Here is a 12,318-nt window from a genome sequence, read left to right on the forward strand (position 1 = left end):
CGGGCCGCCTGATGGGACGTCATCGTACTGATGTTTCAGGAGAGTTGGAGGAGTCCCCGCAGAAGGTCCCGGCTCTCGTCGGGGCCCGGGCTGTCCTGCTGGAGTTCCTTCAGCGCCCGCTCGTACTGGGTGACGTCCTCCTGCTTGTCCAGGTACAGCGCGCTGCTGAGCTGCTCCAGGTAGACGACGTCCGAGAGGTCGGACTCCGGGAAGCTGAGGATCGTGAACGCGCCGCTCTCGCCGGAGTGCCCGCCGAAGCCGAACGGCATCACCTGGAGGCGCACGTTGGGACGCTCGGACACCTCGATCAGGTGCTGGAGCTGGCCGCGCATCACCTCGCGGTCGCCGTAGGGGCGGCGCAGGGCCGCCTCGTCGAGCACGATGTGGAACTCGGGGGCGTTCTCCGCGACCAGGTGCTTCTGCCGCTCCAGGCGGAGCGCGACCCGCCGCTCGACGTCCTCCTCGCCGGCGCCCTTCATGCCGCGCCGGACGACCGCGCGGGCGTACTCCGGGGTCTGCAGCAGGCCGTGCACGAACTGCACCTCGTAGACCCGGATCAGCGAGGCGGCGCCCTCCAGGCCCACGTAGGTGGGGAACCAACTGGGCAGCACGTCCGAGTAACTGTGCCACCAGCCCGCGACGTTGGCCTCCTTGGCGAGGGAGAGCAGGGAGGCCCGCTCCTGCTCGTCCGTGATGCCGTACAGCGTCAGCAGGTCCTCGACGTCCCTGGTCTTGAAGCTCACCCGGCCCAGCTCCATCCGGCTGATCTTCGATTCGGAGGCGCGGATCGAGTAGCCCGCCGCCTCGCGCGTGATCCCCCGCGTCTCACGCAGTCGCCTGAGTTGTGATCCGAGCAGCATGCGCCGCACCACCGATCCGGGCTCTCCCGCGCTCACGTTCGCCAGCCTCCCCAACCGTGTTCAGGGGCCGAAGTCTGCCACTAAAACACTTCGAGCAGTACTCGTCCGGTTACGGAAACGGAATCGAGCCAACGGAGGCGTGCAGGATCATGCACGCACCGGACCGGAATCAGCCGCCGCAGGAGGTGAAAGGGAGGCGAAGATGACGGAAAAATTGGCCAACAAGCGGTACGGGCAGGTCCAATTCGGTCACGTGCACGTGCATCTGCCCTTGCATCTGCGGTACGCATCCGAAACCATGGTCCCCGCACCACCGCGCCGCATCGCTACGACCGCGAACTCCCGGGAGTGCCTCGCATGGGGACGAATGGATCGACCATGCTCGAGCCGTTACGGCAGGGCCTTCCACCACTCGACCCCGCGGTCGTGTCGAACGCCGCCTCCTGCGCCCTGCCGCCCCGGCACGAAGCGGTGCGCGAGGCCCGGCGGTTCACCCGCAGGACGCTCGACGGATGGGACACGGGCGACCGCTTCGACGACGTCTGCCTGGTGGTGTCGGAACTCGTCACCAACGCCCTGCGCCACGCGCTGCCCGCGGACACCCCGCGCCACGACGAGCGCCACGGACCCGTCCGGCTGCACCTGATGCGCTGGACGGAGCGGCTGGTGTGCGCGGTGCGCGACCCCAGCCACGAGAGCCCGGTGGCCCGCGAGACGGGCGACTTCTCGGCGGAGTCGGGCCGCGGCCTGTTCCTCGTCGACTCCTTCAGCGACGGCTGGGGCTGGCACCCGCTCGCCGGGACGCTGCAGGGCAAGGTGGTCTGGGCGCTGTTCCGCATCTAGCGCGGCCCGGTCGGGCCGGCCGGGGTCAGCTCGCGATCAGGTGGTCGAACTCACCGTCCTTGACACCCAGCAGCATGGCCTCGATCTCCGCGCGCGTGTAGACGAGGGCGGGCCCGTCGGGGAAGCGGGAGTTGCGCACCGCCACCGCTCCGTCGGGCAGGCGCGCGAACTCCACGCACGAACCCTGCGAGTTGCTGCGCCGGCTCTTCTGCCAGGCCGCGTCGTGCAACTGCGTGGCGGCCATGCCGTTGTACACGTCGTACACGTCGTGGTTCACAGGTCGCTCCCCGGTGTGCACTGGCTGATGTGGCCATTGATGCAGTGGTCAACTGATCCGGATCATAACCCTGTTCACGTGCAGATGCATGAGCAAATGCACGTGCACGCGCGGTGTTCCCGCGGTTACAGCAGTGGCGGCCGCCCTGGCGGGCCCTGCCCTCTACGACGCCGGGCCCCGGGAAGTCGTTCCCGCATGTGCCCCCGAATTCGAAGAATATGCAACAACATGCGACAGCACCGGGACCCGGCCGGTACGGACGGGCCCCGGTGCGGTGACTGGTGCGCCAGGTGCGGTCGAGCGGTCGGCGCGCGCGCCGCGTTTCGCTCCCGCTCAGACCTCCAGGAGTGAGTCGAAGGCGGGCGGCAGCCGCTCCCAGGAGGCCTGCCCCGCGGCGTACTCGGCGTCGCTCAGCAGGCAGGAGTCCAGGAGCCGTTCCAGGCCGTCGCGGTCGAGGCCCGGGGAGGTGAAGACCAGGTGCTGACAGCGGTCGCCGTGCTCGGGGTGCCAGTCGAGCGCGGCGGCGGCACGGCGCACCGGCGGCACCAGGTCCCAGGCCGCGTCCGGGAGCGCGGCGAGCCACGGCCCCGCGCCCTCCACGCACAGGGCACCGCCCGCGGCGTCCCAGTGCAGCAGCGTGTCCCCCTTGCCGGCGAGCCAGAACCGCCCCCGGCTGCGGGCCGCGGCGCAGGTCAGGTCCTCGAGCGCGGCGTACAGCCGCTCCGGGTGGAAGGGGCGGCGGCGGTGCCAGACCAGGGTGGCGACACCGTGCGCGTCGGCCTCGGCGGGCAGCAGGGCGCAGGCCGGGTGCTGTGCGGCCGCCGCGGCCTCCACGTCGAACCCGGCGAGGGCCGCCCGCGCCAGCTCCGAGGGCGCGGACGCCTCCGGGGAGCCCGCCGGGCCGCCGTGGCCGACCGTGACCCGGCGGGCGGTCGGATGGAGCTGGGTGAGCAGCTCGCGGTCCTCGTCGTCGGCCTCCGGCGAGCCGGGGAGGGACTCGGCGAGGGCGAGGACGGAGGCGTACTCCAGTTGCCGCGCGAAGGTGTCCGCGACGGTGCGCCGGTCGGTGGCCGCCGCGGCGAGACCGCCCTCGGCGAGGTCGTCGCCGTTGCCGAGGTACGGCAGGACGAGGGCCGGGTCGACGGCGGTGATCACGCCGGTCACGGCGAAGCCGCCGTTGGTCACCACCTCCGCCATCGCCTTGGGCTCGACGGAGTCCCACAGTTCGACGACGGCCAGCGGGGTGCCCCCGGCCTCCGCGAGCCGCACCAGCTCCGGGACGAGGTCCTCGCGCAGGGCACAGCACGCGCAGTCGTCGACCAGGGGCGCCTCGCCCGCGTGGAGGATGCCCGTGGCGTCCCGCACGGTGCGTACGACCGTGCCCGCGGCGGCCGTCGCCAGGTCGTGGTGGAGGACGACGCTGCCGGGCACGTCGGCCAGCAGCCGCGCCACGGCCGCCCGGCGGGCGTCGGCGTGGAGCCCGCCGACGATCACCACCGGCAGCGCGTGGCGGGGCTCCGGCCGGCTCACGCCCCGCCCTCCTTGCCGTACCGGCGCTCGAAGCGCTCCACGCGCCCGGCGGTGTCCAGGACGCGGGCGGTGCCGGTGTAGAAGGGGTGGCTGACGTGGGAGACCTCGACGTCGACGACCGGGTAGGTGCGGCCGTCCTCCCACTCGACCGTGCGCTCACTGGTCATGGTCGAGCGGGTGAGGAAGGCGTAGTCCGCGGCGCGGTCGCGGAAGACGACCGGGCGGTAGTCGGGGTGGATTCCCTTGCGCACGGCGTCTCAGCGCTCCTCTCGGAAGTCGACGTGCCGGCCGGCCTTCGGGTCGTACTTGCGCAGGACCAGACGGTCCGGGTCGTTGCGGCGGTTCTTGCGGGTGACGTAGGTGAAGCCGGTCCCGGCCGTGGACCTGAGCCTGACGACCGGTCGGAGTTCGTTGCGTGCCATGCCTGCTATCTTACTGAAAATGAATTCCATTAACAGCTAGGGCCTCCGGGCCCGGAAGAGAGGTACGTCACCGTGTCCGCCCACTGCATGCTGACCGGGGCCCGGCCCGGTTTCGGCAACCGCGTCTCCCACTCCCACCGGCGCACCTCGCGCCGCTTCGACCCCAACATCCAGACGAAGCGCTACTGGCTGCCCGGCGAGCGCCGGCACGTGCGGCTGCGGCTGAGCACCAAGGGCATCAGGACGCTCGACGCGATCGGCGTCGAGGCGGCGGTGGCGCGCATCCGTGCCCGGGGAGTGAGGATCTGATGGCGAAGAAGAGCAAGATCGCGAAGAACGAGCAGCGGCGGGCGACCGTCGCGCGCCACGCCGCGCGGCGGGCCGAGCTGAAGGAGATCGTCCGCCGCCCCTCGTCGACGGAGGCCGAACGGCTCGCCGCCCAGCGGGAACTGCGCAGGCAGCCACGCGACGCGAGTCCCACCCGGGTGCGCAACCGCGACCAGATCGACGGGCGCCCGCGCGGGTACTTCAGGGACTTCGGGCTCTCCCGGGTGAACCTGCGTGAGCAGGCGCACGCCGGACATCTGCCCGGGGTGCGCAAGTCGTCCTGGTAGCTTGCCGCTTGTTCGGGGCCGAACCGGCCGTCCGGCTACAGCTTGGAGCTTCCGGTGACCTGGGTGACTGCGGAGAGAACGGCGAGCGCGGCGCGCGCGTCCGGTGCCGGTGTCCCGCCCCGGCGGGCCCGCGGCCGACGGCGACGGTACACGCGGGGCGCCGCACTGGCCCTGGGGCTGGCGGTGGCACTGACCGCGTGCTCGGACGGCGGCGACTCCGGCGACGGCCCGGACGGCGGCGCCACGTCCTCGGCGGCGCCCGGCGCGTCCGCGGGCACGGGCCCGGACGGCGACGCGGGCGGGTCACCGTCCGCGGGGGCCGCCGGCGATCTGGAGGGGAGCTGGCTGGCGACCAAGGACGGCCAGGCCGTCGCGCTGATGGTCAACGGCGGCAAGGCGGCCCTCTTCGCCACCGGCGGGACCGTGTGCAGCGGCACGACGGCCGAGGCCTCCGGTGCCCGGACCATCCGCCTCACCTGCACCGGCAGCGACGAGCGCACGGCCGGGAAGGTCGAGGAGGCCGGCCCGACCTCGCTCACGGTGGTCTGGGAGGGCGGCCTCGGCGAGGAGACGTACCAGAGGTCCGAGGGCGGTTCCCTGCCGCCGGGCCTGCCGACGGCCGGCCTCGGTTCCTGAGCGGACGACGGGGGCGCTACTCCAACGGGCGGCGGCGGCCGACCCGGGCCGCGTCCGCCGCGCGGGTGCCCTCCGTCCAGCCGGCCGCGTCGGCGGCGCCGCGCAGCCGGGTCGTGGTCGTCTGCGGGAACATGTGCTCCGCGCGGTCGGCGACCGCGGCCTCGCGGGAGGCGAGTACGGGCAGCAGGTCCGCCTCCGCCGCCGCGCCGGCGGCCGCGGACGCGGACGCGGACGCGGCGGTGGCCGCCTCGGCCGCGGCCCGCAGCCGGGTCCCCGCGCGGTGGGCGTAGGCGGCGAGGAACGACTGCCGGAAGGTCTTGGTGCGCTTGCGCCCCCCGGCCCACTGGCCGGCCTCCGCCTTCGTCATCGCGGTCTCCGCCTGCACCAGCAGGGAGGTGTAGAGGAGTTCGACCGCCTCCAGGTCGGCCTCGAAACCGATGACCGTGGTGAAGCCGAGGGGCTCGTTCCACACCGCCCTGCAGTGGTTGGCGTCGGCCACCGCGTCCAGCAGCACCGCCTTGGCCTGCTCGTAGGGCGTCTCCACCCCGATCCGGCAGGCCCCCGGCGCGTCGGGAGCGGGGGCGCCGGCCGCCAGCAACGCCTCGTCGACGCTGTGCCGGGCCATCAGCTCCTGCGCCTTGGCACTCAGCGCCTCCGCCTCCTCGGGGTATCCCGTCGCCTCCGCCTTGGCGAGCAGCGCGCGGATGCGGGCGAGGGCACGGGACTCCGGCCGGGCCGCGCGACGCGGGGCACCCGGCTGCTCCAGCGGCTCCAGCACGGGCAGTCGCAGCAGCAGGCGGTACAGCTCCAGTACGGCCGTGGCGTGCGAGAAACGGTCGGTGCGGGGCGGCGCCTGGTGCGGTACGGCGTCGAGCTGGGCGGCCCAGCGCGGTCCGCGCGGGCCGTCTTGCGGCGCCCGGGAGCGGATCAGCGCGGCCACCAGCCGTACGTGCACGTCGTCCAGTTCGCGCCGCACGATCCGCACCAGGTCGGCGGGCTGCCAGCCGCGCCGCCAGGCCGTGGCCACGAACTCCTCGCCGCGCGCGAGGAGGTCCGCGTCCGCCGCGGGGTCGGCCGCGAGCAGCGAGGCGGCCGTGTCGAGGGCGTCGTCGGAGGTGTCGTACAGGGCGGCCTCGAAGGCGCGGTCGACGGTGCGGGGCGTACTCACCCGGCGATGGTGCCACGACCCACACACCGGAAGACGACTGTCAACCTTCGGTTGACAGCACCAGGGGTGCAACCTACGGTTGACACATGACGACCGACCCGAGCATCACGTCATCCGTACGCCTCGACGAACTCATCACCGCGATCAAGAAGGTGCACCAGGAGCCCCTGGCGCAGCTCCAGGACGCCGTCATCGCCGGCGAGCACCTCGGCGAGGTGGCCGACCACCTCATCGGCCACTTCGTGGACCAGGCCCGGCGTTCGGGCGCGTCCTGGACGGACATCGGCAAGAGCATGGGCGTCACCCGGCAGGCGGCGCAGAAGCGCTTCGTGCCCAAGGAGTCCGCCGACCTGGACGCGAGCCAGGGCTTCAGCCGCTACACGCCCCGCGCGCGCGAGGCCGTGCTGGCCGCCCACCACGCGGCCAGGACCGCCGGCAACGCCGAGGGTCTGCCCGAGCACCTCGTGCTCGGTCTGCTCACGCAGCACGAGAGCCTGTCCGCCAAGGCGATCGCCGCCCAGGGCGTCACCCTCGACGCGGTCCGCGAGGCGGCGCTCGCCGCCCTCCCGCCCGCCGTCTCCGAGGTCCCCGAGCTGGTGCCCTACGGCCCCGCCGCCAAGAAGGTCCTCGAACTCACCTTCCGCGAGGCCCTGCGCCTGGGCCACAACTACATCGGCACCGAGCACATCCTGCTCGCCCTGCTGGAGCACGAGCACGGCGAGGGCGTGCTCAGCGGGCTCGGCCTCGGCAAGGAGGCCGTCGAGCGCTACGTCACCGAGGCGCTGGCGCAGTTCATCGGGGTGACCGAGAACAACGCGGAAGCCGCAGAGGGCACAGAGGGCACGGAGGCCGCAACGGGCAAGGGCAAGGGCAAGGAGGGCGGCGCGGAAGCCTGAGCCCCGGCGGCCCCGGGCCGTTGTCAGACCCGGGTGCGACACTCGCGGCATGACCGGCAGGTGGGCGCTCGCCGTGGCCGAGGGCGGTGGCGTGGACGTCGCGCCCCTCGGCCCCGACGGGCTGCCCGCCGGACCGGTGCGCCGGGAGCCCGGCCCCGCCGAGGCCGTACGGGCCAGGCCGGAGGTCACGCGCTGGGTGTGGCGGTCCACCGCCGAGATCGCACCGCACCTGCTCGACGCGGGGGTGCGGGTGGAGCGGTGCTACGACGTGGAGGCCGCCGAGACCCTCCTGCTCGGCCACGAGGGGCGGTACGGCGAGCCGCACGCGGCCGCGGCCGCCCTGGCCCGGCTGCGCGGCGGGCCCGTGCCGCCCGACCCGCCGCAGCGTTCCGCCGAGCCGGGCGCGCAGTCCTCGCTGTTCGAGCCCGAGTCCGTCCACCTCCCGCTCGCCGACCTGCTCGCCGTCTACGCCGAGCAGCAGCGCCGGCACGAGCGCTGCGAGCACCCGGAGCGGATGCGGCTGCTGACGGCCGCGGAGTCCGCGGGGATGCTGGTGGCCGCCGAGATGAACCACGCGGGACTGCCCTGGCGGGCCGACGTGCACCGCGAGGTGCTGCACGGCCTGCTGGGCGAGCGGTACGCGGGCGGGGGCGAGCCGCGCCGCCTGGCCGAGCTGGCCGGGGAGGTGTCGGCGGCGTTCGGCCGACGGGTGCGGCCCGACCTGCCCGCGGACGTGGTCAAGGCGTTCGCGCAGGCGGGCGTGAAGGTCGGCTCCACCCGCCGCTGGGAGCTGGAGTCGGTGGACCACCCGGCGGTGGAACCGCTGCTCGCGTACAAGAAGCTGTACCGCATCTGGGTCGCCCACGGCTGGTCCTGGCTCCAGGACTGGGTGCGCGACGGGCGCTTCCGCCCCGAGTTCCTGGCCGGCGGCACCGTCACCGGACGCTGGGTGACCAACGGCGGGGGCGCGCTGCAGATCCCCAAGGTGATCCGGCGGGCCGCGGTCGCCGACCCGGGCTGGCGGCTGGTCGTCGCCGACGCCGACCAGATGGAGCCGCGCGTGCTGGCGGCGATCTCCCGCGACCCCGGCCTGATGGAGGTGGCCGGCCGGGAGACCGACCTCTACCAGTCCGTCTCCGACCGCGCCTTCTCCGGCGACCGCGCCCACGCCAAGCTGGCCGTCCTCGGCGCGGTCTACGGCCAGACCTCCGGCGACGGCCTGAAGAACCTCGCCACGCTCAGACGCCGCTTCCCCAGGGCGGTGGCGTACGTCGACGACGCGGCCCGCGCGGGCGAGGAGGGCCGGCTGGTGCGCACCTGGCTGGGCCGCACCTGCCCGCCCGCGGCCGGCGCGGCCGACGGCACGGACGAGGCCGGCCTGCCGCAGGACGACCCCGCCGGCCCCGCGGCCCACCCGCAGGAGTGGGTGCCGGGCTACGCCTCCACCGACGCCCGCGCCCGGGGCCGCTTCGCCCGCAACTTCGTCGTCCAGGGCAGCGCGGCCGACTGGGCCCTGCTGCTGCTCGCCGCGCTGCGCCGGGCCTGCGCGGACATGGCGGCCGAGCTGGTCTTCTTCCAGCACGACGAGGTGATCGTGCACTGTCCCGAGGAGGAGGCCGACGCCGTCGTCGCGGCGATCCGGGAGGCGGCGGAGCTGGCGGGACGGCTGACCTTCGGGCCGACGCCAGTGCGGTTTCCGTTCACCACGGCGGTGGTCGAGTGCTATGCGGACGCGAAGTGAAAGGCGGCGGTGCGAGGCCGGGCCCCACCAGGCCGATCGCGCCCGCGACCGCCGGGGAAGGGCCCGGGGCCGGCGTTCTCCTCCGGGGTTCGGTCCAAACGCAGAACAGCGGCTCCCCGAAGGAAACCGCTGGTCACAAGTGGAGCCGCCTTCGGGATTCGAACCCGAGACCTACGCATTACGAGTGCGTTGCTCTGGCCATCTGAGCTAAGGCGGCGCGCTGTGCACCCATGGTGCGATCAGCAACGACGGTTAGTCTACACAGTTTCCCGGGGTGCTCCGAACCCGCCCCGGAGGCGTGGGTTCCGGGGCGGGGCGCGGGCCGGTGGGGGCTACGAGCAGCGCTTGCCGTCCTCGGGGGCGGTGCCGGTCAGCAGGTACGTGTTGATCGCCGAGTCGATGCACGCGCTGCCGCGGCCGTAGGCGGTGTGGCCGTCGCCCTCGTAGGTGAGGAGGCGGCCGGAGGAGAGCTGGCCGGCCAGGGCCTGCGCCCAGCGGTAGGGGGTGGCCGGGTCGCGGGTGGTGCCGACCACGACGATCGGGGTGGCACCGGCCGCCTCGATGCGGTGCGGCTCCCCCGTGGGCTTGACCGGCCAGTACGCGCAGTTCAGCGAGGCCCAGGCGAGGCCCTCGCCGAAGACCGGGGACGCCTTCTCGAAGTCGGGGAGGGCGTCGCGCACCTCGTCCGGGGAGGAGAAGGCGGCGGGGAGGTCGAGGCAGTTCACGGCGGCGTTGGCGTACATCAGGTTGCTGTAGCCGCCGTCGGCCCCGCGCTCGTAGTAGCTGTCGGACAGGATCAGCAGACCTGCGCCGTCCTTCTCCTTCATCGCCGAGGTCAGCGACTCGCGCAGTTGCTGCCAGGCACCCTCGTCGTACATCGCCGCGATCACGCCGGTGGTGGCGAGGGACTCGGTGAGCCGGCGGCCGTCGGCGTCTCCCGCGGGGATCGGCTTCGCGTCCAGGTCGTCGAAGAAGGACGTGAGGTTCTTGCCGACCTGTTCCGGGCTGGTGCCCTTGCCGCCGAGGGGGCAGTCCGACCGCTTCACGCAGTCCTTCGCGAAGGACTGGAACGCCGTCTCGAAGCCCGCCGTCTGCTCCAGGTTCATGCGGCGCGCGGGCAGGGAGGGGTCCATCGCGCCGTCCAGGACCAGGCGGCCCGTCCGGTCCGGGAACAGACCGGCGTAGGTCGCGCCCAGGAACGTGCCGTACGACGCCCCCACGTAGTTCAGCTTCTCGTCGCCCAGCACCGCGCGCAGGACGTCCATGTCGCGCGCCGCCTCGACCGTGGAGACGTGGCGCAGCAGCTTCGGCGCGTCGGCCCCGCAGCCCTCGGCGAACTTCTTGTAGGCGTCGACCAGCGCGTCCGTCTCGCCCGCGTCGTCGGGCGTGGTGTCGGTCTGCGTGAAGGTGTCCATCTCGCGTCCGTCGAGGCACTCGACGGGCTCGCTGCGGGCCACGCCCCGGGGGTCGACGGCCACCATGTCGTACTGGGCGCGGACCTTGGCCGGGTAGCCGACGCCCGCGTACTGCTGGAGGTAGCCGATCGCCGAGCCGCCCGGGCCGCCCGGGTTGACCAGCAGCGAGCCGAGCCGCTTGCCGGGCCCCGTGGCCTTCTTGCGGGCCACCGCCAGCCGGACGTCGCCCTCGGTGGGCTTGGCGTAGTCGAGCGGTGCCTTCATGGTGGCGCACTGGAAGCCGGGGACGCCGCAGTCGCGCCAGGCGAGCTTCTGCTCGTAGTACGGAGCCAGCGCGGAGGGCGTGGCCTGCGGCAGCGCGGCCAGCGTCGCCGTCGCCGCCTCGGTGGAGCCGGCCGACTCGGCCGCGGGGGACCCGGCGGACGTCGACGCGCCCTGGGCCGAGCAGGCAGTGGCGAGCAGTGCGGCGGCGAACAGCCCGGCTCGGAAACGGGTGCTGCCGGTGCGGATCCTGCGGTGAGTGCGCCTTGTGTGCATCGGTCGAGCGTAACGCTCCGCGACGACGTCATCGCGGTGCGTGGTCCGCGTGCCTCGTACGGGGGACGGCGTCAACACCCGTGTCAACGGTCACTGTCAACCGCCGGGTGCCCACCGGTCGGAAACCGGTCGGGAACCCGTCGGGACGGGCAGGGCTCAGCCCGCTCTGAGGGCCATCGTCATCGCCTCCACCGCCAGCAGCGGCGGCACATTGCTGTCGAGGGCCTCGCCGCAGGCCGCGACGGCCTCGATGCGGCGCAGCGTGGACTCGGGGGTGCTGCCGCGGGCGAGCCGCTCCAGGGCGTCCTCCGCGTCGGCGTTGGCGATCGCCACGCGGGAGCCGAGCTGGAGCGCGAGGACGTCGCGGTAGAAGCCGGTGAGCTCACTCAGGGCGAGGTCGAGGCTGTTGCGCTGGGTGCGTGCCTTGCGGCGCTTCTGGTCGGCCTCCAGCTCCTTGATCACGCCTGCCGTGCCCCGGGGGAGCCGGCCGCCCTGGGCCGCGCCCAGCGCCGCCTTCAGCTCCTCGGTCTCCTTGGTGTCCATCTCCTCGGCGAGCTGCTTGGCGTCCTCCGCGGCCGCGTCGACCAGCTCCTGGGCCGCCCTGAGTGCCCCGCCGACGTCCTCGACCCGCAGCGGCAGCTTCAGCACGGCCTGCCTGCGGGCCCGCGCCGACGGGTCCGTGGCCAGGCGGCGGGCGCGGTCGATGTGACCCTGGGTGGCGCGGGCCGCCGCGGCGGCGACGTCGGGCTCGACGCCCTCGCGCCGTACGAGCATGTCGGCGACGGCCTGGACCGACGGGGTGCGCAGGTTCAGGTGGCGGCAGCGGGAGCGGATCGTGGGCAGGACGTCCTCGACGGAGGGGGCGCACAGCAGCCAGACCGTGCGCGGGGCCGGTTCCTCCACGGCTTTCAGGACGGCGTTGGCCGACTTCTCGTTCAGCCGCTCGGCCTCCTCGACGAGGATGATCTGCCAGCGGCCGTTCGCCGGTGAGGTGAACGACTTGCGGACGGTGTCCCGCATGTCCCTGGCGCGGATCTCGGCGCCCATGGCCACCACAGTGCTGACGTCCGCGTGGGTGCCGACCAACGCCGTGTGGCATCCGTCGCAGAAGCCGCAGCCGGGGACGCCGCCGAGGGCGCGGTCGGGGCTGACGCACTGCAGGGCGGCGGCGAAGGCCCGCGCCGTCTGGGCCACGCCGGAGCCGGGCGGCCCCGTGAACAGCCAGGCGTGCGTCATGCTCGTCGACTGCGGGAGCGGGCCGTCGGCCGCGGCGGCGGTGACGAAGGCGTCGGCGTCCCGGGCAGCGGCGGCGAGCGGCTCGCACACCTTCTCCTGCCCGACGAGGTCGTCCCACACGGTCATGGGTCACGCCGTCCTTC

Annotated in this window: 14 protein-coding genes and 1 tRNA gene; 6 read left to right on the plus strand and 9 right to left on the minus strand. The window is 73.7% G+C overall.

Going from position 1 to position 12,318, the window contains the following annotated elements; translation table 11 throughout:
- Window positions 1-35: 35 nt before the first annotated feature.
- A complete protein-coding gene (locus tag Sdi02f_RS16885) occupies window positions 36-872 on the minus strand; it encodes a Sco1979 family transcriptional regulator (protein ID WP_030404985.1) in 837 nt (278 codons plus the stop codon).
- A 366-nt stretch (window positions 873-1,238) separates the two neighbouring features.
- Between Sdi02f_RS16885 and Sdi02f_RS16890 the strand changes: the two genes are divergently transcribed.
- Window positions 1,239-1,703, plus strand: coding sequence for an ATP-binding protein (locus tag Sdi02f_RS16890; RefSeq protein ID WP_108933584.1), 465 nt, complete (start codon window positions 1,239-1,241; stop codon window positions 1,701-1,703).
- 25 nt (window positions 1,704-1,728) lie between these two features.
- On the opposite strand, the gene Sdi02f_RS16895 is transcribed toward Sdi02f_RS16890, so the two are convergent.
- The 4 genes from Sdi02f_RS16895 to rpmG all read right to left on the minus strand — a co-directional run bounded on the left by Sdi02f_RS16895 (window position 1,729) and on the right by rpmG (window position 3,932).
- Window positions 1,729-1,947, minus strand: coding sequence for a DUF397 domain-containing protein (locus Sdi02f_RS16895; RefSeq protein ID WP_167308010.1), 219 nt, complete (start codon window positions 1,945-1,947; stop codon window positions 1,729-1,731).
- A 366-nt stretch (window positions 1,948-2,313) separates the two neighbouring features.
- A complete protein-coding gene (locus Sdi02f_RS16900; RefSeq protein WP_108933585.1) occupies window positions 2,314-3,510 on the minus strand; it encodes a CobW family GTP-binding protein in 1,197 nt (398 codons plus the stop codon).
- Window positions 3,507-3,761: a type B 50S ribosomal protein L31 gene (locus Sdi02f_RS16905; RefSeq protein WP_030404982.1), complete on the minus strand. Its 255-nt coding sequence runs from the start codon at window positions 3,759-3,761 to the stop codon at window positions 3,507-3,509. Before Sdi02f_RS16905 ends, Sdi02f_RS16900 begins: the two co-directional genes overlap by 4 nt.
- A gap of 6 nt (window positions 3,762-3,767) precedes the next feature.
- A complete protein-coding gene (gene rpmG / locus Sdi02f_RS16910; protein ID WP_030404981.1) occupies window positions 3,768-3,932 on the minus strand; it encodes a 50S ribosomal protein L33 in 165 nt (54 codons plus the stop codon).
- A gap of 72 nt (window positions 3,933-4,004) precedes the next feature.
- Between rpmG and rpmB the strand changes: the two genes are divergently transcribed.
- The 3 genes from rpmB to Sdi02f_RS16925 all read left to right on the plus strand — a co-directional run bounded on the left by rpmB (window position 4,005) and on the right by Sdi02f_RS16925 (window position 5,182).
- On the plus strand, window positions 4,005-4,241 hold the full coding sequence (gene rpmB / locus Sdi02f_RS16915) for a 50S ribosomal protein L28 (RefSeq protein ID WP_030404980.1): 237 nt from the start codon (window positions 4,005-4,007) through the stop codon (window positions 4,239-4,241).
- Window positions 4,241-4,546 carry a 30S ribosomal protein S14 gene (gene rpsN / locus Sdi02f_RS16920; RefSeq protein WP_030404979.1) on the plus strand — a complete coding sequence of 102 codons (306 nt, stop codon included), beginning with the start codon at window positions 4,241-4,243 and terminating at the stop codon, window positions 4,544-4,546. The genes rpmB and rpsN overlap by 1 nt, the downstream gene beginning before the upstream one ends.
- 63 nt (window positions 4,547-4,609) lie before the next feature.
- Entirely contained in the window at window positions 4,610-5,182 is a 573-nt protein-coding gene (locus tag Sdi02f_RS16925; protein ID WP_167458189.1) for a hypothetical protein, read from the plus strand.
- A gap of 16 nt (window positions 5,183-5,198) precedes the next feature.
- On the opposite strand, the gene Sdi02f_RS16930 is transcribed toward Sdi02f_RS16925, so the two are convergent.
- Window positions 5,199-6,350, minus strand: a complete 1,152-nt coding sequence (locus Sdi02f_RS16930; protein WP_108933587.1) for a DUF2786 domain-containing protein — start codon at window positions 6,348-6,350, stop codon at window positions 5,199-5,201.
- Window positions 6,351-6,436: 86 nt separating this feature from the next.
- Between Sdi02f_RS16930 and Sdi02f_RS16935 the strand changes: the two genes are divergently transcribed.
- Together Sdi02f_RS16935 and Sdi02f_RS16940 are read left to right on the plus strand one after the other, a co-directional pair.
- Window positions 6,437-7,246, plus strand: a complete 810-nt coding sequence (locus Sdi02f_RS16935; RefSeq protein WP_051849690.1) for a Clp protease N-terminal domain-containing protein — start codon at window positions 6,437-6,439, stop codon at window positions 7,244-7,246.
- Between the two features lie 49 nt (window positions 7,247-7,295).
- Entirely contained in the window at window positions 7,296-8,987 is a 1,692-nt protein-coding gene (locus Sdi02f_RS16940; protein ID WP_030404975.1) for a bifunctional 3'-5' exonuclease/DNA polymerase, read from the plus strand.
- Window positions 8,988-9,127: 140 nt separating this feature from the next.
- On the opposite strand, the gene Sdi02f_RS16945 is transcribed toward Sdi02f_RS16940, so the two are convergent.
- The 3 genes from Sdi02f_RS16945 to Sdi02f_RS16955 form a co-directional block, all read right to left on the minus strand.
- Window positions 9,128-9,204, minus strand: a tRNA-Thr gene (locus Sdi02f_RS16945).
- 115 nt (window positions 9,205-9,319) lie between these two features.
- Entirely contained in the window at window positions 9,320-10,939 is a 1,620-nt protein-coding gene (locus Sdi02f_RS16950; protein ID WP_053637887.1) for an alpha/beta hydrolase, read from the minus strand.
- Between the two features lie 156 nt (window positions 10,940-11,095).
- The gene (locus Sdi02f_RS16955; RefSeq protein ID WP_108933588.1) at window positions 11,096-12,301 is read right to left on the minus strand and encodes a DNA polymerase III subunit delta'; all 1,206 of its coding nucleotides are present in this window, start codon (window positions 12,299-12,301) and stop codon (window positions 11,096-11,098) included.
- Window positions 12,302-12,318 lie beyond the last annotated feature (17 nt).

The sequence above is a fragment of the Streptomyces ardesiacus genome, from assembly GCF_003112575.1.
Lineage (GTDB): Bacteria > Actinomycetota > Actinomycetes > Streptomycetales > Streptomycetaceae > Streptomyces > Streptomyces ardesiacus.